We start from the raw sequence: 20,373 nt of genomic DNA, 5'->3' as shown, positions 1-20,373 counted from the left end.
CGGTGCGGAGGTCCCTCTTGCTTTGAACGTCCAACTCGCTGTTCGAGATTTCGCTTCAACAGGGATGAAACGCTCTCAAGTTTTTCGGAGAGGGTATGTACCAGAGTTGGAGTTCCGCCTTTAGGCGGGTCAGGAGTATTTCATCAAAAATTCCCACTCTTACTTTCCACACACGGCTAATAGATCCCGCCATGCCATCACCTCCATCCACCCCCCTCTCCAGCCTCCCCGCCACGGGCGTGCTGAGTCTGTTGGAGATGCTGGGCCCGGCGACGCAGGCGTGGATCAAGGATCGGCAGGGCCGGTACCAGTGGGTGAACCGCGCCTTCCTGCTGAACTACTCGCTGGAGCATCTGGATGAGGTGGTGGGCCAGACGGATGCCGATCTCTCACCGGCGCATTTGGCGGACCAGTATCGCAGCGATGATGAACTGGTGCTGGCAGGTGGGAAGGTGGTGGACCGGGTGGAGCTGGTGGGGCGGTTCGATCACACGGCTTCGTGGTCGATCACCAACAAGGTGCCGCTGCATGATGCGCGGGGGCGACTCTACGGCACGGCCGGGACCACCCGAGCTGTCGGCGACTCCGAGGCGGTCATGGTGGCGGAGGATGCTCGGCTCTCGGCGGTGGTGGCGGGCATTCGGGCCAATGTCTCCCATCCTCTGGAAACGGCGGCGCTTGCGAAGATGGCGGGCCTTTCCGTGCGCGCGTTTGAGCGCCGGTTCCGACAGCTCTTCCACATGGCCCCCCAGCAGTATGTGCGGAGGCTGCGGGTGCGCCTTGCCTGCCAGGCGTTGGTGTTCAGCAGCCGGAGCCTGGCTGAGGTGGCGGATGACCACGGGTTCTGCGACCAGAGCCACTTCACCCGGGAGTTCCGCAAGGAAACGGGCATGACCCCGCGGGAGTACCAGCAGCGCTATGGCACCACGGCGGGAGCTTGACGCCGCTTTTGTACCAAGACAGGACGCTGCCCTTCTATCATTTGGGCAAAGAGCAGCCCATCTTGGGAACGTTCTGTCCCACGTCTTTCGCATCCCTTCCTGCCATGAGATGGTTTGTCCTCCCCGCCCTGCTCTGCCTTGCCGCTGCGCCAGTGAACGCTGCCCCGCCTGCGGCTCCGGCCTCCGCTGTGAAGCCGGCAACAGATCGCAACGCAGTCTTTGCGCAGCCCAATCTGGCGGCCTGGTGCATCGTGCCATTTGATGCCAAAAAACGCGGCCCCGAGGAACGTGCGGCCATGCTGGAGAAACTGGGCATCACACGCTTCGTCTATGACCACCGGGCGGAGCACGTGCCCACCTTTGAGGCGGAGATCGAAGCGCTGGCCCGGCATCAGGTCCGGCTCACGGGGTGGTGGTTTCCCACCTCCCTCACACCGGAGGCAAAGCTCATCCTCGAGCTGATCAAGCGGCATGGATTGAAGGAGTGCGATCTCTGGATTACGGGTGGTGGACCGAGCCCCTCCAATGCTGCCGAGGAGGAGGCGCGGCTCACCCAGGAGGTGGCGCGCATCAAGCCACTGGCCGCAGCGGCGGCAGAGGCGGGCGTGAAGGTGGGGCTGTACAATCACGGCGGTTGGTTCGGCGAACCCCAGACGCAGCTCAAGATCATCGAGAAGCTTGAGCAGCAGGGCGTGTCCAATGTGGGCATGGTGTACAACCTGCACCACGGGCACAGCCAGATGGATCGTCTGGCGCAGGTGCTGCCCCGGATGATTCCGCATCTGCTCTGCCTGAACCTCAACGGCATGGTGCCCGATGGCGAGGCCAAGGGGCAGAAGATCGTGCCCATTGCGCAGGGGGAGCTGGATCTGCAACTTCTGCGCGTGATCCGTGACAGCGGTTACCGAGGACCCATCGGCATCCTCAATCACACCAACGAGGACGCCGAAGCCCGCCTGCAGGACAACCTCGACGGCCTGCGCTGGCTGGTGAAACAACTCGACGGTGGTGACGCGGGACCCCGGCCTGTGCCGCGCTCATGGAAGGCTCCTGGTCCCGGCGCGGAGAAGGGCAACTCAGCCTCCGCGGCGGTCCAGACGCAGGGGCCGCAACTGGTGCCGTCCCGCAGTGAGATCTTGGGGAAGGCGCTCAAGGGCGGACTGGTGCTGGCAGGGAAAGATGATTTCCATGAACTCCCCATCACGGTGGAGTGCCTGGCCCGGCTGGACAGCGCCAGAGGGTTCAACATCCTCGTGGCCTGTGAATCCAAATCCTCCCCTCTGCATTGGGAACTCTACTCCTATGCCGGCAGCGGCGTGCTCAGCCTCTACATGCCCGGTCGCGGTGGTGAGTACAAATCACAGGCCAACATCTGCGACGGCCAGTGGCACCGGCTGAGCGCCATCATCGAATCCGACCGCGTGCGGCTGAAGGTGGACAACAAACAGGTGCTGGATGCTCCGGTGGCACCCGCGACGCCCAAGGCCCATCCCACCCAGGGCATTGCCTTTGGGCGTCTGGTGGAGAAGGGGCTGTCCTGTGACGGAATCATTGATGAGGTGCGCATCGCCCGCGGCAACTCCAATCCCGTGGGCCGTGGGGAGCCGCTGCTGCCCACGGACGCGACCATCGGGCTCTGGAACTTTGACGACCTCGAGGCGCTGAAGAAGGAGGCGGCGGGTTCATCCCTCGAACCGGAGCCGTTCTCCTACGTGCGTGCCCCGCTGCATCCCAACCGTTGGCCCAATCGGCAGGAGCCCGTCAACCGGGACCGGATCTACGACTACTACCCCAAGCAGGCGGTGGCCTTCAAAGGCCGCCAGGCAGAGCGGTTGCTGCTGCCGCCGTATCCGGGGCTGGATGGCGGCACGCAGGGCCACTGGGGAAACCAGAGCGATGACACCTGGCGGGACGGCCGCTGGAAGGGCTCCGATCTGGGAAACCTCTTCAGCGGCGTGTTCAAGGGGGACGGCCTCGTGGTGCCCAAAGGTGTCTGCGTGCGCCTGGGGGGCGAAGGAGAACTTGCAGCCTGCTTTGACCCGGTGACGGCATCATTTCCCCTGGTGTGGAAAGGTGGTTTCATCAAACTCTCGGAAGTGCGGCATGGTTTCATGGAGGCGGCGAAACCCGGCGGAGCGACCGTGCAGAAAACGCCCCTGCAGCCCGCCCCTGCTTCGCTCAAGTACCACGGCTTCTACCGGCACGGGAGTCGCGTGTTGTTCACCTATGAACTGGATGGGGTGGAGATGCTGGACGCGATGAGCCTTGAAAATGGCACGCCTCGGCGTCTGCGGGCCAGGACGGAGGAGCATCCCTGGAAGGATCTGCGCAATGGCGGACCCGCCCAGTGGACGCAGGTGCTGGAGACGAAGGGGGCGCTTGGGGAGGGCAAGCCCTATGCGCTCGACACGCTGACCCTCCCCTATGAAAACCCGTACGGCGCTCTCTTCTTTGTGAGTGACCATGACTTTCTGCCGGACGGCACGCTGGCGCTCTGCACCATGACGGGAGAGGTGTGGTTGGTTCGTGGAGTGAATGATTCCCTGGCCCGGCTGACGTGGAAACGGTTCGCCACCGGTCTCCATCAGCCCCAGGGGCTGGTGGTGACGGATGGCAAGATCTGCGTGTTGGGGCGCGACCAGATCACCCGGCTTCATGACCTGAACCACGACGACGAAGCGGACTTCTACGAGTGCGTCACCAACGCCATGGTCACCTCACCCTCCGGCCATGACTACCTCTGTGGTCTGCAGCGGGATGGAGAGGGCCGGTTCTATTTCTCCTCTGGGAACCAGGGTGTGTGTCGGGTGAAGCCGGGTGGTCCGGTGGAGGTGCTGGCCACGGGCTTTCGCAACCCCAATGGTCTGGGGCTCTCTGCCGAAGGGCGCATCACGACCTCGTGCCAGGAGGGGGACTGGACGCCGGCCTCGATGGTGTGCGAGGTGAAGGCTGGCGGGTTCTATGGTCTGGGTGGGCCGCGTCCGGGCAAGACCGTTGAACCGCCGCTGCTTTATCTTCCGCGTGGGGTGGACAACTCAGCTGGCGGCCAGTGTTATGTGGAGAGTGATGCGTGGGGCGTGCCTCGCGGCACCTTGCTCACCTTTTCTTGTGGGGCCTGCACAGGTCTGGTGGTGCTGCGGGATGCAACCTCGGGGCAGCCTCAGGGGGCGGCATGGGAGTTGCCGGCGGATTTCCTCTCCGGCGCGCAACGCGGCCGCTTTCACGCGCAGGACGGGCAGCTCTATGTCAGTGGCATGTATGGCTGGGGCTGCTATGGGCCCAAGGACGGCTGCCTGCAGCGGGTGCGTTTTACGGGCGGTACGGAGCCTCTGCCGGTGGGCTGGGAGGTGCGGCAGAACGGAGTGATGATTTCCTTTAACCAGCCGGTGGATGCCGCGGTCGCGCGGGAGGCCCGCCAGCACTTTGTCCAGGTCTGGAACTACATCACCTCCAGCGCCTATGGTTCCCAGGAGTGGTCGGTGAAACATCCGAAAACCGCCGGACACGATGCCTTGGAAGTGACCTCGGTGCAGGTGCTGGAGGGCGGGCGCAAGCTCTTCCTGGAAGTGCCGGAGGTGGTGCCAGCCAGTCAGATCCATCTGCACATCACGACGGGTCCTGGGAAATCTACGGACCTGTATGGCACGGTGCATCAGCTCGGGCAACCGTTCACGGATTTCCCCGGGGCGAGGGAGCTGGTGGTGAAGACGCGGAGTGTGCCAGCAGGAAATGTCGCCGTGACCACTGAGCCCACTCGAGTGAATCCCTGGGCGAAAGGTGAGAGCGGTCGTCCCCTCAAGCTGGAGGCCGCTCTGGGGCTGCAGTTCGCACAGAAACAACTGGTGGCCAAAAGCGGGGAGCGGCTTTCGCTGGAGTTCAGCAATCCGGATGCCGTGCCCCACAATGTGTTGTTCATCAAACCCGGGGCCTTGCAACGCGTGGGCGATCTGGCGAACAAGATGATCACGGATCCCGCCGGGCTCGCCCGCCACTATGTGCCGGAGTCACCAGAAGTGCTGGTGTACACCGACATGGTGCAGCCCGGCCAGAAGTTCACCATCCACTTCAATGCCCCGCAGGAGAAGGGGGAGTATCCTTATCTCTGCACCTTCCCGGGGCATTGGTTGGTGATGAACGGGGTGTTGAAGGTGGAGTAGGAGCCGGTGCGTCAGTGCGTCAGTGCGTCAGTGCGTCAGTGCGTCAGCAGGTGACGCGTTATCTCATGAACCCGGAGGGTTCGCCATGCATAGCCATGGGTCGGCCGAGTGGAGCGAGGACTACCCATGGTACTTGGGAGGGCGAATTCTACCGCGGAGCGGTAGGCCCATAGCGGGTAACAGTCTGCGTGGGTGAGATCGCGGGATGACGTGTGGGGTGGCGCAAGACGATGGGCCTACCGCTCCGCGGTAGAGGAGCATGGGGCGGCACCATGGGTTGCACTCGCTACGCTCGTTTCACCCATGGCTATTCATGGTGAACCCTTCGGGTTCGACGACAAGCTTGCGTTGATCGCGTGTGGCAACACGACCTGTTGCCCCTGATTCTTTGCCAAACTGCCTGCACCCTGCCTCCTATTTTTCGGCAGAGGCCTCCGCATCCCGTGCTGCGGCGCGCTCCACATCCTGCGGCAGCCAGCGCATGCCGATGAACCAGAGAACGGCCGCCACGAGCATGGCACCGGAGACGAGCATGAAGCCCAAGTTCATGTTGGACCGGTCGGCCACGGCTCCGATGAGCGCTGGGGAGATGGCATCGCCCAGGGCATGGATGGTGAGAATGTTCAGGGCAAAGGCGCTGGAACGCACCGCTGCCGGGGCCACATTGGCCAGGGCGGTGTTGGCAGGGCCGATGTTGAAGAACAGGAAGAACACCGCGCCAAACACAAACACCCAGGCGAAAGGGAAAGGGACAAACAGCATGGCCAGCGTGCAGGGGAAGGCCAGGGCCATGCCACCGCCGGAGACGAGGAAATAAGAGGCGGCGAAGCGGTTGCGCAAACGATCCGCCAGCCAGCCGCCAAAGAGAGTGGCGCCCAGTCCTGAAACAGCGGTGATGGCGCCCACCATCGTGGAGACCTGCCCCAGCGTTCCATATTGTCGGTACTCGGTGATGTAGGCAGGCAGCCAGAAAGAGAGGCCCCCGATGGCAAAGGTCATGGCCGTCTGTGCGGCCACGTTGATGACATAGGAGGGGATGCGAAGCAGGCGCTTGTAGTCGGCAAACCCCGGGGCGTGGTGAGCCTGTCCTGTGGCGGCGGCCTGGCTGCGCCGTGTGTCCTTCAAGAAGAAGCAGACCATGGCGAGGAAGATGCCCGGTACCCCTGCCAGCCAGAAACCCCAGCGCCAGTCCAGGTAACTGTTGGCCAGCCCGCCCAGAGCATAGCCCAGAGCGCTCCCCACGGGGATGGCCATGAAGAACCAGGACATGACGATGCCGCGTCGATGGACAGGATACATCTCCGCGATCAACGCTGGGGCCGCAGGACCGTAGGCGGCCTCACCGACGCCGATCATGGCCCGTGTGAGCAGGAGCATGGTGAATCCTGTCGCGATCCCGGACCCGATGCTCGCGGCACTCCACAGCAAGAGGCCCAGCCCGATCAACAGCCAGCGGGAGGTTCGGTCGGCCAGCCAGCCAAAGAGCGGGGCCATCAGCATGTAGGAGATCATGAAGGCTGTCTGCCAGAGGCCCGACTTGGTCTTGGCCATGGCATCTCCGGCCAGAAACGTCGCGCGCAGCTCGGGCTCCACCGCCACCAGCACGTAGCGGTCGATGTAGCTGAAGAGATTGATGACGATGAGCAGAGCCAGAATCCTGCCGGGGGTCCACCAGCTCTGGGTAGGGAGGGTCATGGTCGCTCTTTAGCATCAACTTCCACCCCTGCACAGAGAAAGAGGTGAATCCCCTTGTGAGGGGATTGTCACAATCCTACCAAAACTGGGCACCGGAGACTCAGAGTTCGAGGGGGTGGTTTTGCAAGACGATGCCACGGCTGCTGCGTTGGTTTCAGGGTATGCAACGCCGTTTGTTTTTCCTGTTTGCCACCGCCACCACCATAGTCTGTCTGCCCACCATCGGTCGGACAGATGAGCCCAAGCCCCTGCGGGTGGGCATCATTGGTCTGGACACTTCCCACGCCACTTCCTTCACGCAGGCCCTGAACAAGGGGGCCAAGAACCCCGAAGATGCGGCGAAGCTGGCTGGCGCGAAAATGGTGGCGGCCTATCCCAAAGGCAGCCCGGACATTGAGACCAGCACCAAACGCGTGCCGGAGTACACGGAGAAGGTGAAGGGCCTGGGCGGCGAGATTGTGGGCTCCATTGAGGAGTTGTTGGGCAAAACCGATGCAATTCTGCTCGAAACGAATGATGGCCGTCCGCACTTGGAACAGATCCGCCCCGTGCTGAAGGCCAAGCAGCCGGTGTTTATCGACAAGCCCATGGCCGCCTCTTTGGCAGATGTCCTGCGTATTTTTGATGAAGCCAAGAAGGCCGGTGTACCTATTTTCTCCTCTTCTTCCCTTCGCTTTGGCAAAGGCACGCTCGCGGTGCGGGGTGGGTCCATCGGCAAGGTTCTCGAAGCTGAGACGGTCAGCCCGGTGAGCCTGGAGCCAACCCATCCTGACCTCTTCTGGTATGGCATACATGGTGTGGAATCCCTCTTCACTGTCATGGGCACAGGGTGTGTCTCCGTGAAACGCGGCACCACGGCGGATGGCCGGATTGAAGTCATCGGTACCTGGGAAGGTGGGCGCAAGGGGACCTTCCGCCAGAGCACGGACAAATCCAAAGCCTATGGCGGCACGGCCAAGGGTGAGAAGGGGGAGGCGGCGATTGGTACCTACGATGGATATGACCCGCTGCTAGTGGCGGCCATTGAAATGTTCCGCACGGGCAAGCCTCCGGTGAGCATGGAGGAAACGGTCGAGATCTACGCCTTCATGGAGGCTGCCGATGAGAGCAAGCGCCGCGGCGGAGCGGAGGTCACCTTGAAGGAAGTGCTCGACAAGGCCAAGGCGGAAGTCGCGGCGAAACCTTAGTAATCGCATCGGCAGGTCGGAGAGCGCGTGCCGAAAATGGAGGCATTTGATCGTGGACGTTGGCCGTTCGTTTGCTCAGAATGAACGGCCCCCATGAACTTGCCTGACTCCCACATCCCTCCTCAACAGCCAGCGCTTCAGAAGACGCTGGGCCCATGGCAGATCCTGTTTTATGGCCTGGGCTCGATGTTGGGGGCGGGCATTTACGCGCTGGTCGGGCGGGCGGCAGACAGCCTGGGCAATGCCATCTGGCTCGCGTTTCTCGCGGCCATGGTGGCGGCGTTGTTAACCGGGCTCTCCTATGCTTGTGCAGGTAGCCGTTATCCCAAGGCCGGTGGAGCGGCCTATGTCACCCATCGTTCGTTCAAGTACTCCTGGCTGAGCTACGTGGTGGGTATTGCGGTGATGATGAGCGGGCTCACCAGCATGGCCACGGGGTCACAAGCCATCGCGGAGAATCTGGAGAAGGCGATAGGCATGCAACTGCCCATCAAACTGGTGGCGATTGTGCTGGTCGCCATGGTTGGGGGAATTATCTACCGCGGCATTCGCGAGAGCATGTGGGCCAACATCGTGTGCACGGTCATCGAGGCGACCGGCTTGATCTTCATCATCGCGGTGGGCATAAAATTCTGGGGCAGCGTGAACTACCTGGAGACACCGGGCGACACAGTGGAGGGCGGACTGGGCTCGGGTATCACCCTGGCTCTGGTGCTGCAAGGGGCCGTATTGATGTTCTTCTCCTTCATCGGGTTTGAGGACATTCTCAATGTGTCTGAGGAAGTGAAGAATCCGCGCCGTGACATTCCCTTTGGCCTCATTGGCGCGATGATCTTGGCCACCTTGATCTACATGGCCGTGGCCATCACGGCGGTGTCGGTGGTGCCGTGGAAAGAGCTGGCTGCCAGCAAAACTCCTTTGATGGAAGTGGCCCATAGGGCGGCGCCTTGGTTCAAGGGCATCGACAAGATCTACGTAGGCATCTCCATCTTCGCGATCGGTAACACCGCGCTGCTCAACTACATCATGGGCTCACGCTTGCTCTATGGGATGAGCCGTCAGGGACTGCTGCCTCAGGTGTTGGGCAGTGTGCACCCACGTCGTCACACGCCTCACATCGCCATTGCGGTGTTGTTTGTGATCGTGACAGGCCTGATCTTGAGCGGGGGCGTGAAAGCGCTCGCCGAGTCCACCGTGCTGTTGTTGCTCACTGTCTTCACGGTGGTGAATATCGGTCTTGTGATCCTGAAGCGCCGAAAGGACGAGCCCAAAGGAGGGTTCGAAGTGCCGGTGGTTGTACCTGTGCTGGGTGCATTGGTCTGCGCTTCGTTGGTCGTCGTTCGAGTGATGAGTGCGATCCAGAGCAGCGATCCCGCCAATCGTACGGCCCCGTTGATTGCGGCCGCCGTGCTGGTGGTGGCGCTGGGGCTTTATTTCATCATCAAGCCCAAGCACGACATGGGTGAGGTGGAGATGTGAGAAATATCTGTCACCTCCTGGCTGACGACATCAAGGTAAGGATAAGGATGACCGGGACAATGTAGAAGAGCCGTCCCGGCTCTTGGGGGCGCTGGGCAGAGCGGGGACAAGAACCGAGACGGTTCTTCTACATTCGCCGCGCACGGGCGTTTGAGACCGCTGCAAGTCCTTCGGATGAATTCAGCACAACTATTGTCGCCTCGCCCTATTCCTTCTCTTCTTCTCCCTCCGCCGCCCCGGCCATGGACTCTTCAAAGTCCACGCGGAAATCCACGGGCAGTGATTTCAACAGGGTCAGCAGCTCCTGTTTCTGGCTGGCGGGGAGCCACATTCCCATGTCGAGGAAATAAGAGGCCCCGGCATAGCGGCTCACGGGTTTGTTGAGGCGCTCGAAGCCGAACTTGTTGAAGAAGGGCTCGTTCGAGACGCTGGTCTCCATGCCAACGAACGCCGGGTCGTGGTCCTGGGGCACCAGGGCCAGGCGCGTGAGGTTGAGCAGGGTGCCCAGCCCCTTGCGGTGGTGCGAGCGCCGCACCAGGCCGCAGTTGATCTGATTGGAGTTTTTACTTCCGTCAATCTCCAGCCCGCCACAGGCCAGGACCTCGCCCCCCTGCTCGATCACCAGCATGTAGGACGTGCCTATGTCCAGCCAGTCTGCATAAGCCTCGATCAGATCGGGGGGCAGCAAGTCCTCGTTGGAACGATAGATGTCCAGGCACGCCTCCTTGTCATCCGGAGTGTACTCACGGACGACAAGGCCGGTCGGCAGGTGGGAGAGGTTCATGAATTGAGAAGGCGCAATTTACTGGAGGGTGGTGACCACCTTGGCGGCTCCTTCCAGCAGCTCCACGCGCAGGGCGCTGACTTCACCGGCGGACTTGGGCACCAGCACGGTGACCACGTGTTTGCCCGCTTTGAGGTCGAGCTTCATCTGCGGGGTGACTTCCTCGAACTTCTGCTCATCCACCACCAGCACCAGGCCGGGAGTGGCGGGCAGGCCGAGCGTCACCGGGCCGTCAGCGTCCAGCTGGAGGTCGAACTGGGCAATGCGGGGGAAGATGGGGTACATCTTCGCCGCGATCGGTAGTTCGTTCAGTGGAAGGTCGCCGTTGACCTTGCTCAGAGTCATCTGCCAGGGGTAGGCATACTTGCGGTCGCTCAGGGCCTGGAGGCCCACGTGGCGCACGTGGTCGTTGTCAGCCTGCTCGATCTTGCCCATGGTGCGCCAGGTGCGGACGTAGCGGTTGGGCTGCGTCTTGTAGTCACCTTCGCGACCGAGTTCGGAGAGGAACTTCACGAGGTCCACAAACTCGTCTTCACGAAGGCTGGCGGTGAGGCCAGGGGGCATCATGGAGACAGGGCTGATGATCTTCTGGGCGATGTCGCCCTTGGCCACCTTGTGGAACTGGTTGGCCGCATCACGCACCACCACTTCATCCCCGTCCTGGACAATGCCACCCGCGACCACCTGGCCAGCCTTGGTGGTGATCATGGTCATGTGATAGCCTTCCTTGACCTTTTTGGAGGGTTCGAGGAGAGACTCGATGATGTAGTCCACCGGGGCACTGGAGCCCAGACTCACCATGTTGGGCCCGATGAGGCCGCCGCTTTCGCCGATGGCGTGGCAGCTCATGCAGAGCAGTTGCTGGCGGCGGTACACTTCCTCCCCGCGGGAGGCGTTGCCCTGAGCCTGCACCTTGGTGACCAGGGCGTGCATCTCTTCCGGAGTGAGGGGGCGGTCCATCTGTTTCACACCACCGGCCTTGCGCAGGGATTCCTCGATGAGGGACTGCAGGCCGCGGGAGCTGGCCATGCGGATGCCTTCCACGGCGACGAAGTCGGGCACCTGCTTGTCCTTGAGCTCGTTGGCCAGCAGCACCGGGAGTTGCTTGTTTTTCAAGAAGGCTTCCAGCACGGGGCGGGCCTCGTCCACGGACTTGGCGGTGCCGAGGAACTGCACGGCGAGCTTCGCGGCGAGAGGAGGGGCAAGCTCGGAGAGACCCGAGAGGGCGGAAGCCCGGGTGCCCACGGCCTTTTCACCGGATGCCAGCGTCTGGAGGTAGTTCTTCGTGGGTTCACCGCCGAGGGATACCAGGCCCTTGATGGCACTGTCGCGAAGGGCGGCCGGCGTGTTGTCGCCGCTCGCAATTTCCTCGAGCCGGGCGCGCAGGGGCTCCTGCTTCCAGAGACCGGCGAGCACCGCACCACGCGCCGCGAGGTCCGTGTCGTCGGGGGTGCCGCTGATGAGAGCGGTGAGGAGATCCTTCAGCGCGGCGGCAGCATCCGGCGTGGCCTTGCGCTGTCCCGCCTTGATAAAGGCGTCCAGAATGCCGATGCGACGGGCCTTGGCGGACTCGCTCTTGAAGATGGGGAAGAGCTGGCTGAGCTCGGCGGGGCTGGCCACATCACCCACCATGGCGAGCACGGCGGCAGCGTCTTCTTCAGCGAGCTTGCCGCTGCCCAGGGCCTTGATGAGCGGGGGCAGTGCTTCCGGACGGCCGGTGGCTTTCAGGGCGTACACCAAGTGCTTGGGATTGGCGTCGAGTTTGATGCCGCCATTGACGAACACGGGCAGCCAGACGTCCGCCTGCTCACGCGCGGTGAGTTCGAGGAGGAAATCAATGCTCTCATCCACCGGCTTGTCGAGGGCGCGGAGGGCCACTTCCAGGGCCTGGGGCTTGAACATGTCGCGCGCGATGGCCACGGCCCAGAGACGAACCTGGGCGTTGTCGTCGGCGATGGAGGTCGCGAGGAGGGCGTCGGCATCAGGAAACTCTGTCAGGCGGTGGCGCAGGATGCCGAGGGCACCGGCACGGATGCGATGGTCCGGGGAGCCCAGGAGCTGGCGCACCAGGGCGGGAGAGCAGGCGTTGAGCGTCTCGCGGGCCCAGGCGGCTTCCAGGAGGTTGTTCCAGTACTGCGGATCATCTTTCTTCAGAGCCAGCGCCCATTCATCGATGGAGGCCAGAGTCAGTTGAGGCTCGCGGGTGCGGAGTTCGCGCTTGGCAAAGAGGCGGTTCCAGCGGCGGGGGCTCTTCAGCTCCTCGAGCAGGGCGGGGATCTCCGCCTTGGCGAAGTCCGGGCTGCTGCTCAGTTTGCGATCTTTGGCGGTGAGCTTCCAGATGCGGCCGTTCACACGGTCACGACGGGGATCGCGGAAATCCACTTCACCGTGCTGGATGATGGGATTGAACCAGTCGGCGATGTAGAGGGCACCGTCCGGGCCCGTGCGCACGTCGATGGGGCGGAAGCCACGATGGGTGCTGGCCAGCACGTCCGGGAGCTGCTTGCTGATGTAGCTGCTGCCGCTTTCGGTCAGGTGGAAGCGGTTCACGCGGTTGCCGCGGAAGTCGCAGGTCACCAGGGTGCCCTGCCAGTCATCCGGGAAGTGGGAGTCTTCAATGATCTCCAGACCGCATTGCTTGGGCTGGCCGGGGTTCAAGCCTTTGACAATCCGCTTGGCACCGGGGCTGGTGGCGAACACCGCACCGGGGAAGATGTAGTTGATGCCCTCACTGCCGGCACCGTCGGTGGCGAAGCTCTGGCCCCAGCGGTCGAACTCATAGCCCCAGGGATTGATGAGCCCCTTGGCGATGATTTCCAGCTTGCGGGTCTCCGGGCGGAACTCCCAGACGCCGCCGCCCATGAGACGGCGCAGGCCCCATGGGGTCTCGATGTGGCTGTGGATGTAGATGCTCTGGTTGAAGTGCATCTGCCCATCCGGGCCATGACGGAAGGTGTGGACGAGGTGGTGGGTGTCCTCGGTGCCGAAGCCGCTCAGCACCACCTGCCGCTCGTCGGCCTTCAGGTCTCCATTGGTGTCCTTGAGAAAGAGGATCTCCGTGGAGTTGGCCACATAGCAGCCGCCGTCCGCCGGGATCACAGCGGTAGGGATCTGCAGATCACTGGCGAAGACGGTGCTCTTGTCAGCCTTGCCGTCCTTGTCCGTGTCTTCCAGCACCACGATCTGGTCGATGGGGTCATCGCCAGGCTTGATCTGGGGGTAGGTAACGCTGCTCACCACCCAGAGCCGCCCCTGGGCATCCCAGTTCATCTGCACGGGCTTGCGGACGAGCGGCTCACCTGCCCAGAGGGAGATTTCATAGCCTTCTGGCACCACAAAAGCGGCCTTCTCTGCCTCCACCGAGGGATCAGGGAGGTCGGCCATGGACTTGGGTTGCGAGGCATAAGTCAGCTGGGCCAGTGAGGCGGCCAGCAGGATCGATGCGGAATACTTCATAGTCGGATCAAAAGCGGTCAGTACAGAATGAGGGGCCCTTAAGGGGGCGCAGACGCAAAATTCAAACAGCCGTGACGGGCACGGCTGAAGGCGCGGTGGACTAGGGGAGTCGCTTGGCAGCTTCCAGCGCCGCCACCTTTTGCTCGTGGATCTTGTTGTCCTCCGCCGTCACCAAGGGGTCGAAGCGCTCGATTTCAGCGGCGTTCTGGCCTTGTTCGTGTTTTCGGAACCCATAGAGGTAGGTCTCATTGGCCGGACGCCAGCGGTTGAAGAAGAGCAGATCCTTCTTGATGACGGTCTGGCGCAGCGGGTCCACGGCGGCAGGGGGCAGCTTGGGGGCGGTCAGGCCGAGTCCCTCGACGATCTTTGCGGCCCAGGTGCGATAGCCAGCCTCCCCGTAGTGGATGCCGTTGTCGGTGAGCGGGTGCTCGGGGCGTTGTTTGCTGGCACCGCCCATCAGTTCGTAGCTGTCCACAAAGGTGGCGGCTTGTTTGCCCGCGAACTCCTTCAGGGCATTGCGCACCGCTTCCATCTTCTTGTTGGCGGCGGTGAGGTCTGGCAGCGGGGCACCCAGGTTCTCCAGTGGCGGAGGGGCAATGATGATGACGCGAACCTTCGGGCTCTTGGCGCGCACGAGGTCCAGCATTTCCCGGTAGCCGGAGATGAACTCGGGCATCTTGATCAGCCCTTCAAAGGGGAGGTCTGCTCCGTAGCAGGCGATCAGGACCGTGGGCTTGATCTGCTCCACGTGACGGCTCAAGCGTTCCAAACCCTCCTTGGGAGGGCCGAAGTAGGACCGGGCGTGGCCAAAGACGGTGTCGCCGCTCCAGCCCAGGTTCCGGAAGCTCACGTGCTTGCCCTCGCCAGCCGCGAGCGTCAGGGCGGACTCCAGAAAGCCGTACTTCTGCTCCCGCTCGATCAGCGTGCCTCCCAGGAGGATGACACGGTCATGGTCTTGAAACTCGAAGGTGGAGGCTGCCTTCAAAGAGGCCAGCCCGGAAAAAAGGGCAATGATTCCGGTGAGGAGACGTTTCATGGTTTGGGCAAAGAGACTAGACCAAACGCCTCTCACCCCGCGATCATTTCTTTCTCTATCGATTGAATCTGGCGGCGGTAGTCCCCGCGGCTGAAGTACTTCTCCAGCCAGACGTACAGGATGATGAAAAGGTAGCGGCTGCCCATCTCCTTGAGCTTCAGCTTGGCCACGCCTGCGCGGCGGTTTTGCCATGAGATGGGCATGGTGGTCCAGGTGTATCCCCGGACAATGGCCTTCAGGGGGATCTCCACCGTCAGGTTGAAGTGCGGCGCGATGAAGGGGCGGCAGCCATCGATGACCTCCCGGCGATAGGCCTTGAAGGCGTTGGTGGTGTCGTTGAGGCCGATGTTGAAGACCAGCTTGATCCACCAGTTGACCAGGCGGTTGAGGACGAGCTTGTGGGGCGGGTAGTCCTGGACCTCGCCGCCGCGCACGAACCGGCTGCCAAACACGCACTCGTACCCCTGATTGAGCAGATTGTAGTAGCCCACCACATGGTCGGGGCTGTCGGACTCATCCGCCATCATGATTACCACGGCGTCACCCTGCATGGCGTTCAATCCGCGAACAATGGCCCGGCCAAAGCCATTGGCACCTTCGTTGTTCACGGGAGCCAGCGTAGGGAACTCCGCCTTCATCTCCTGAAGCAGTTCCCAGGTGCCATCCGTGCTTCCGTCATTCACCACCACGATCTCATGCCTGATGCCGTTCTCCGTCAGTTTATCATACAGGTGCCGCACCGTGTAGGGCAGGCTCCCCACCTCATCGCGCGCAGGGATGACGATGCTCAAAAACTTGACCGGATTTAACGTGTTCATGGCGGAAATTACTCAGGTAGCATCGGGCTCTTGGGGAGGGGGTCCGGGCGCGCGCCGAGATTAGAGAAAATCTTTGCGGCATCAACGGAAAACCGTAGCATGGCGGACTCATGAAATTGGCTATTGTCACTGGATCGTGTGGATTGATTGGCTCGGAGACGTGCAAGCGGCTCCATGCTGAAGGGACGGCTGTCATCGGGATCGACAATGACATGCGAAGCTATTTCTTTGGTGCCGAGGCCTCCACTTCCAAATCCCGTGACAGCCTTGAAGCAATGTCGCTCTACCGGCATGAGGCGGTGGACATCCGCGACTGGGGTGAGGTGACACGGGTGTTCAAGAAGTACGGTTTTGCCACGGGGGCTGTGATTCACACCGCAGCCCAGCCATCTCACGATTGGGCGGCGCGTGAGCCGCTGACTGATTTCGGCGTCAATGCGGTGGGCACCATGCACATGCTGGAGGCCACTCGGCTCCACTGTCCGGATGCGGTTTTTATCTTCACCAGCACCAATAAAGTGTATGGAGACACGCCCAATCGTTTGCCCCTTGTGGAAACGGAGACACGGTGGGAGATCGCCGAGGATCATCCTTATCATGCCAAGGGCATCGATGAGAGCATGAGCATCGATGACAGCAAGCATTCCATCTTCGGCGCCAGCAAGGTGGCGGCGGACGTGATGGTGCAGGAGTACGGCCGGTATTTCGGCATGAAGACCGGCGTTTTCCGCGGCGGCTGTCTGACCGGCCCAGCTCATGCCGGGGCGGAGTTGCACGGTTTCCTGGCCTACCTCATGAAGTGCACGGTGACAGGCAAGCCCTATTCGATCTTTGGTTACAAGGGCAAGCAGGTGCGGGACAACATCCACAGCCACGATCTGGTGGATGCCTTCTGGCACTTCCTCAAGGCTCCGCGCAGCGGTGAGGTGTATAACATCGGTGGATCACGCCACTCCAACTGCTCCATGCTGGAGGCCATCAAGCTCTGTGAAGAGATCAGCGGGAAGAAGCTGGACTGGAGCTACGAAGAGGACAACCGCATTGGCGACCACATCTGGTACGTGAGCGATGTCAGCAAGTTCCAGCAGCATTATCCGGACTGGCACTATAAGTATGACCTGCGCCGTACGCTGGAAGAGATCCACGCGGCGTGTGTGGCGTCGTTGTGAGCGGGGCAGACACAAGATTATAAGACACAAGACAGAAGACCTGAGTTGGGAGGCAGATAGTAGGATCAGGGGTGAATTGACACGGCGGAAGGTGAGGGGCTATTGGCCCTTCTGAGCTCTACGCTCTCCATCAAGAGGAAATGGTCCTTCAACAGGGTTGGAGTTCCGCGTTTACGCCAATGCCATCAGGGAAAAGGATAGTTTTGCTGTTTTGCCTAGGCAAGCCCGGGATAGCGATAGCGCATCCGCCATCCCGGTGGCAGGAATGCCACTTCAAAAGGGCCGAAGGTCCGGCTTGATAGCAGCCTTGGGCAACGCCCAAGGAATAGATGTCCCCATCAACCCTTGAGGGCTGAAGGCCCGGCCTCATTAAGCCTGCCCACGACGAGCATCCCTGAATGACTCCGGGCCTACAGCCCTCAATATCTAAACCAACGCCAACCTTGGGCGTTGCCCAAGGCTGCCATCACGCCGGGCTTTCAGCCCTCAGATCCTTCCCAAAAAGGAGGTCATCGGCCACGCCACTTTTCCCTGATGGCATTGGCGTTTACGCGGTCACGCCCAAAACAATCCAGTGCGTTTCCCTCCCCTGACCTTGAGACTTCCCGCTCGACTCAAGACGCTGACACCGCCATCCAGGATGGTTGGGCGTCGGCGAAGGCGGCGACCTCTTCAAAGAGCTGGTCTCTGGTGATCTCCGGCTTCCAGTCCCATGCTTGACGTGCTTTCGCGTCATCGAGCAGCAGCCATGCGATATCGAATGGCCGTTCGCTGCCATCCTTCGCCACGGGCACTTCCCGGCCGTAGCGGGTCGCGCACCAGACGCTCAGTTCGGCCAGCGAGAAGGAGCTCTCTACCCCGCCGGCGACATTGACCAGCCGGGGTTTGTCCTTGGCATCCCCCGCTTGCACCTGCTTGAACAGCAGCTGAGCCAGGTCATCTGGGTGCAGGGCATCCCGCACCTGCCAGCCGTTGCCGCCGAATCCGAGATAGCGGAGCGAGCGCTGCTCCCGCCAGGAGTGGATCCAGAAGGCGACGATGCCCTGATCCGCCCGGCCGAACTGTCCGGCTCCAGCCATGACGCCACAGCGATTGATGAACACCGGCAGCCTGAAGGTGTAGCCGTACTCCAGGGCCAGATCTTCAGACATCTTCTTGCTCACCCCGTAGAGGGACACGGGAGGTGCAGTGGAGAAATTTTCATCTACACCGCGGGCGGAGAGTCCCTGCGCGAGCGGCCGGGAGGCATCCACCACAAAGCGGTCACCCTGCTGCTGCAAAGGGATCTGGCAGAGGGGTTCGATCCCATAAACCCGGCTGGTGCTGAGCAGGATGAAGCCTGCGCCATGACGGCGGCAGTACTCCAGCATGTTCACGGTGCCCAGAAGGTTATGCTCGATCACCTGGCGGCTGCTGGACTTGCCATCCACGCCGGCCAGCACGCTGGGGTTTGCCGCTGCATCGATGACCCAGTCCACCGCGGGGAGGGATTCGAAGTCACTCGCAGATCGTACATCTCCGTGAAAAAACTTCACTCCGAGTTCCTTCAGCGCCCCGCGGTTTAGTTCACTGCCTGCCCGGCAGAGATTGTCCAGGCCGACCAGGGTCCAGTCCTCAGACAGAGCGCGCAACTGGCGCAGAATCCGGCTGCCAACAAACCCACAGGCTCCAGTGACGAGAATGCGCATGATGATGGGTGGAAATGAGTAGAGGGAGGGAAAAACAGCCTCTCCTCCGGTCCCTCCCGGCAGTCAACCTGAGGAGAATGGTTTTTTCATCGTTGCACTGGTGCTTATCATGCGATTCTGGAAACCGTGACAGTTTCCTTGCAACGTTCCACTCCCTCCACCGCCAGGCTCTGGCACGTGTTCCTCTGGCTGGTGGCGTGGATTCCCGCGCTGGTGGTTCTCTATGGATGTGCCTCCTTCGCCCCTCGTCTGCCTTATCATGATTCCTGGGCCTTTGTGGCGCAATATCAGCACTGGGTGGAAGGTCGCAGCGAATGGCAGGATCTCTTCCGTCCGCACAATGGGCATCCTGCGGCGGTGGGCAAGCTGCTGTACTTCGCGGCTCTGCATGGGCTGAAGGGAGATGTGTCCGTGCTTCCGTTGTTGAGTTGGGGGCTCTCGGTTTTCATGTCTTTTTCCGTACTGCTGCTCACCCGTCCGATGTGGAAGAGGGCAGGGGCTCGCGGGCCCGTGTTGATGTTGCTGGCGAATCTCAGCATCTTTACCGGAGCTCAGGGGCACACGTGGATCTGGGATTTTGTTTTTCAGAACTTCATTCCTGGAGCCTGTCTCACGGTGGGGTTGGCGTTGTTGCGTTCGGCGGGAGACTGGCGGACCTGGCGGTGGTTGGTCTCTTTGGGCTTGAGCGTGGTGGCGGCCAACTCCTTTGGTTCAGGCTTTCTGGTGGGCTTCCTCCTCCTGCCGATGGTGGGGGTGGCTATGCCAGCGGAAATGTCCAACCAACGCAAGGTGAGGGTGCTGGTCGTCTGGACGGTTGTGATGGTGGTGGCCACCTGGGTGGCCCATTTTGCCCTGCATGGGGTGAGTGCGGATGTAGTAGTTGAGGGGGACGTGAATGAGGCGACGGCCCGTCCCGGGATGGCGGCCCTGTATGTGCTGGTCCTGCTGGGGCACACCTTGGGGCAGGGTTCGGTTTTGGAGGCGTTTGAAGTGAGCATGGTCGCTGGAGGCGTCCTGCTGGCTGTGGTTTCCGTGTTGGCGTTCCTGCTGGTGTGGAAGACTCGCCGCCGTGATGCCTGGAGAGCCGCCCTGCCGTGGCTGATCTGTGTGGCGTGGGCGGTGGGGAATGCCGCCCTCATCTGCTACCTGCGCATGGGCTCCCTCTTTGAGACGGCGCTGGCTCCGCGTTACGCCACCTTCATGCTTTTCATGGTTCTCGGCGTGGTCTTCTTGGTGGCCGCATTCTGTTTTCATCCTGATCTGCGCGGTGTGGTGCGGATGCCGGAGGGTGTGCTGGGGTTTGCCGTGGCGGTGCTGCTGGCCGGTCATTTCTCCGGCTGGTCCGCAGGCTATCATTCCTTCCTCCTCTATCATCAGCGGATGGTTTCGGAGATTGCTGCCACAGATTTTGTCAGGGCGTTGCCGATCAATCCATCGATCCAGTGGGACTCGACCAAACATCAGCTGGCGGGCTGGCTGGAATTCCTCCGCTCCCAAGAGCGTCTCAAAGGAGTGAAGTTCGTGGAGGACGTACGCCTCAGCCAGTGGCGGCAGGGGAGTGCTATTCCCGATAAGTTCGCCAGCTTCAGTTCCCTCCACCCTCTGGGCGGGGGGCGGTGGCTGGCCCGGGGGACTTGCGGCCTCACGAAGGACCGGGTCAATCTGGCGGATCTGATTCTGATCAGTGCCACCGTGCCTGCTGGCGAGGAGCGGTTCATCGCGCTGACAGCCCCGGTGCTGCCAGAGGACTTTCACCAGCGCATGTTGCTTCGCCGGCAGTTTCCTGAGCACTACTTTGCCTGGGAGGTGGTCATTGACCTTCCTCAGCGTTCGCAGGAGGAAGGGGTGGAGCAGGTCCAGCTCAAAGCTTATGCGTACGACGCACGAACGAGGCGGGTGCGCCCCATGCCGGGTGAGCATGCCGCCTGGAGAAGCGGTGTCGCTTCCCCGGCTCCATGATGAG

The 20,373-nt window shown here is 61.8% G+C and carries 12 protein-coding genes; 6 read left to right on the top strand and 6 right to left on the bottom strand.

Going from position 1 to position 20,373, the window contains the following annotated elements:
* The first annotated feature begins 191 nt into the window (after window positions 1–191).
* Together BV106_RS00905 and BV106_RS00900 are read left to right on the top strand one after the other, a co-directional pair.
* On the top strand, window positions 192–941 hold the full coding sequence (locus BV106_RS00905; protein WP_051944651.1) for an AraC family transcriptional regulator: 750 nt from the start codon (window positions 192–194) through the stop codon (window positions 939–941).
* A 104-nt stretch (window positions 942–1,045) separates the two neighbouring features.
* Window positions 1,046–5,098 carry a DUF6797 domain-containing protein gene (locus tag BV106_RS00900; protein ID WP_038159020.1) on the top strand — a complete coding sequence of 1,351 codons (4,053 nt, stop codon included), beginning with the start codon at window positions 1,046–1,048 and terminating at the stop codon, window positions 5,096–5,098.
* Between the two features lie 414 nt (window positions 5,099–5,512).
* On the opposite strand, the gene BV106_RS00895 is transcribed toward BV106_RS00900, so the two are convergent.
* A complete protein-coding gene (locus BV106_RS00895; protein ID WP_038159017.1) occupies window positions 5,513–6,793 on the bottom strand; it encodes an MFS transporter in 1,281 nt (426 codons plus the stop codon).
* 161 nt (window positions 6,794–6,954) lie between these two features.
* Here BV106_RS00895 and BV106_RS00890 point away from each other — a divergent pair, with 161 nt between their 5' ends.
* Window positions 6,955–7,980 (top strand): Gfo/Idh/MocA family oxidoreductase, encoded by a 1,026-nt coding sequence (locus tag BV106_RS00890; RefSeq protein ID WP_038159014.1) that lies wholly within the window; start codon window positions 6,955–6,957, stop codon window positions 7,978–7,980.
* A 93-nt stretch (window positions 7,981–8,073) separates the two neighbouring features.
* The gene (locus BV106_RS00885; RefSeq protein WP_038159011.1) at window positions 8,074–9,459 is read left to right on the top strand and encodes an amino acid permease; all 1,386 of its coding nucleotides are present in this window, start codon (window positions 8,074–8,076) and stop codon (window positions 9,457–9,459) included.
* A 205-nt stretch (window positions 9,460–9,664) separates the two neighbouring features.
* On the opposite strand, the gene BV106_RS00880 is transcribed toward BV106_RS00885, so the two are convergent.
* The 4 genes from BV106_RS00880 to BV106_RS00865 form a co-directional block, all read right to left on the bottom strand.
* Complete coding sequence (locus BV106_RS00880) at window positions 9,665–10,243, bottom strand: GNAT family N-acetyltransferase (protein ID WP_038159008.1); 579 nt, start codon at window positions 10,241–10,243, stop codon at window positions 9,665–9,667.
* An 18-nt stretch (window positions 10,244–10,261) separates the two neighbouring features.
* Complete coding sequence (locus BV106_RS00875) at window positions 10,262–13,699, bottom strand: PVC-type heme-binding CxxCH protein (RefSeq protein ID WP_038159005.1); 3,438 nt, start codon at window positions 13,697–13,699, stop codon at window positions 10,262–10,264.
* Window positions 13,700–13,799: 100 nt separating this feature from the next.
* A complete protein-coding gene (locus tag BV106_RS00870) occupies window positions 13,800–14,735 on the bottom strand; it encodes an SGNH/GDSL hydrolase family protein (protein WP_038159002.1) in 936 nt (311 codons plus the stop codon).
* Window positions 14,736–14,767: 32 nt separating this feature from the next.
* Entirely contained in the window at window positions 14,768–15,553 is a 786-nt protein-coding gene (locus BV106_RS00865) for a glycosyltransferase family 2 protein (RefSeq protein WP_038159000.1), read from the bottom strand.
* Between the two features lie 110 nt (window positions 15,554–15,663).
* On the opposite strand from BV106_RS00865, the gene BV106_RS00860 reads away from it, so the two are divergent.
* On the top strand, window positions 15,664–16,722 hold the full coding sequence (locus tag BV106_RS00860; protein WP_038158998.1) for an NAD-dependent epimerase/dehydratase family protein: 1,059 nt from the start codon (window positions 15,664–15,666) through the stop codon (window positions 16,720–16,722).
* Window positions 16,723–17,336: 614 nt separating this feature from the next.
* Here BV106_RS00860 and BV106_RS00855 read toward each other — a convergent pair.
* On the bottom strand, window positions 17,337–18,410 hold the full coding sequence (locus BV106_RS00855) for an NAD-dependent epimerase/dehydratase family protein (RefSeq protein ID WP_038158995.1): 1,074 nt from the start codon (window positions 18,408–18,410) through the stop codon (window positions 17,337–17,339).
* 138 nt (window positions 18,411–18,548) lie between these two features.
* Between BV106_RS00855 and BV106_RS00850 the strand changes: the two genes are divergently transcribed.
* Window positions 18,549–20,369 carry a hypothetical protein gene (locus BV106_RS00850; protein ID WP_038158992.1) on the top strand — a complete coding sequence of 607 codons (1,821 nt, stop codon included), beginning with the start codon at window positions 18,549–18,551 and terminating at the stop codon, window positions 20,367–20,369.
* The last annotated feature ends 4 nt before the right edge of the window (window positions 20,370–20,373 follow it).

It is taken from the genome of Verrucomicrobium sp. BvORR106, assembly GCF_000739655.1.
Classification (GTDB): domain Bacteria; phylum Verrucomicrobiota; class Verrucomicrobiia; order Verrucomicrobiales; family Verrucomicrobiaceae; genus Verrucomicrobium.
The sequence above is the reverse complement of the archived record's forward strand: the minus strand, read 5'-3'. Positions and strand labels throughout refer to the sequence as shown.

What these genes read in the sequence shown, in the direction of transcription:
- BV106_RS00905 (WP_051944651.1), top strand. Translation starts at nt 192, where the DNA reads ATGCCATCACCTCCATCCACCCCCCTCTCCAGCCTCCCCGCCACGGGC.
- BV106_RS00900 (WP_038159020.1), top strand. Translation starts at nt 1,046, where the DNA reads ATGAGATGGTTTGTCCTCCCCGCCCTGCTCTGCCTTGCCGCTGCGCCA.
- BV106_RS00895 (WP_038159017.1), bottom strand. Translation starts at nt 6,793, where the DNA reads ATGACCCTCCCTACCCAGAGCTGGTGGACCCCCGGCAGGATTCTGGCT.
- BV106_RS00890 (WP_038159014.1), top strand. Translation starts at nt 6,955, where the DNA reads ATGCAACGCCGTTTGTTTTTCCTGTTTGCCACCGCCACCACCATAGTC.
- BV106_RS00885 (WP_038159011.1), top strand. Translation starts at nt 8,074, where the DNA reads ATGAACTTGCCTGACTCCCACATCCCTCCTCAACAGCCAGCGCTTCAG.
- BV106_RS00880 (WP_038159008.1), bottom strand. Translation starts at nt 10,243, where the DNA reads ATGAACCTCTCCCACCTGCCGACCGGCCTTGTCGTCCGTGAGTACACT.
- BV106_RS00875 (WP_038159005.1), bottom strand. Translation starts at nt 13,699, where the DNA reads ATGAAGTATTCCGCATCGATCCTGCTGGCCGCCTCACTGGCCCAGCTG.
- BV106_RS00870 (WP_038159002.1), bottom strand. Translation starts at nt 14,735, where the DNA reads ATGAAACGTCTCCTCACCGGAATCATTGCCCTTTTTTCCGGGCTGGCC.
- BV106_RS00865 (WP_038159000.1), bottom strand. Translation starts at nt 15,553, where the DNA reads ATGAACACGTTAAATCCGGTCAAGTTTTTGAGCATCGTCATCCCTGCG.
- BV106_RS00860 (WP_038158998.1), top strand. Translation starts at nt 15,664, where the DNA reads ATGAAATTGGCTATTGTCACTGGATCGTGTGGATTGATTGGCTCGGAG.
- BV106_RS00855 (WP_038158995.1), bottom strand. Translation starts at nt 18,410, where the DNA reads ATGCGCATTCTCGTCACTGGAGCCTGTGGGTTTGTTGGCAGCCGGATT.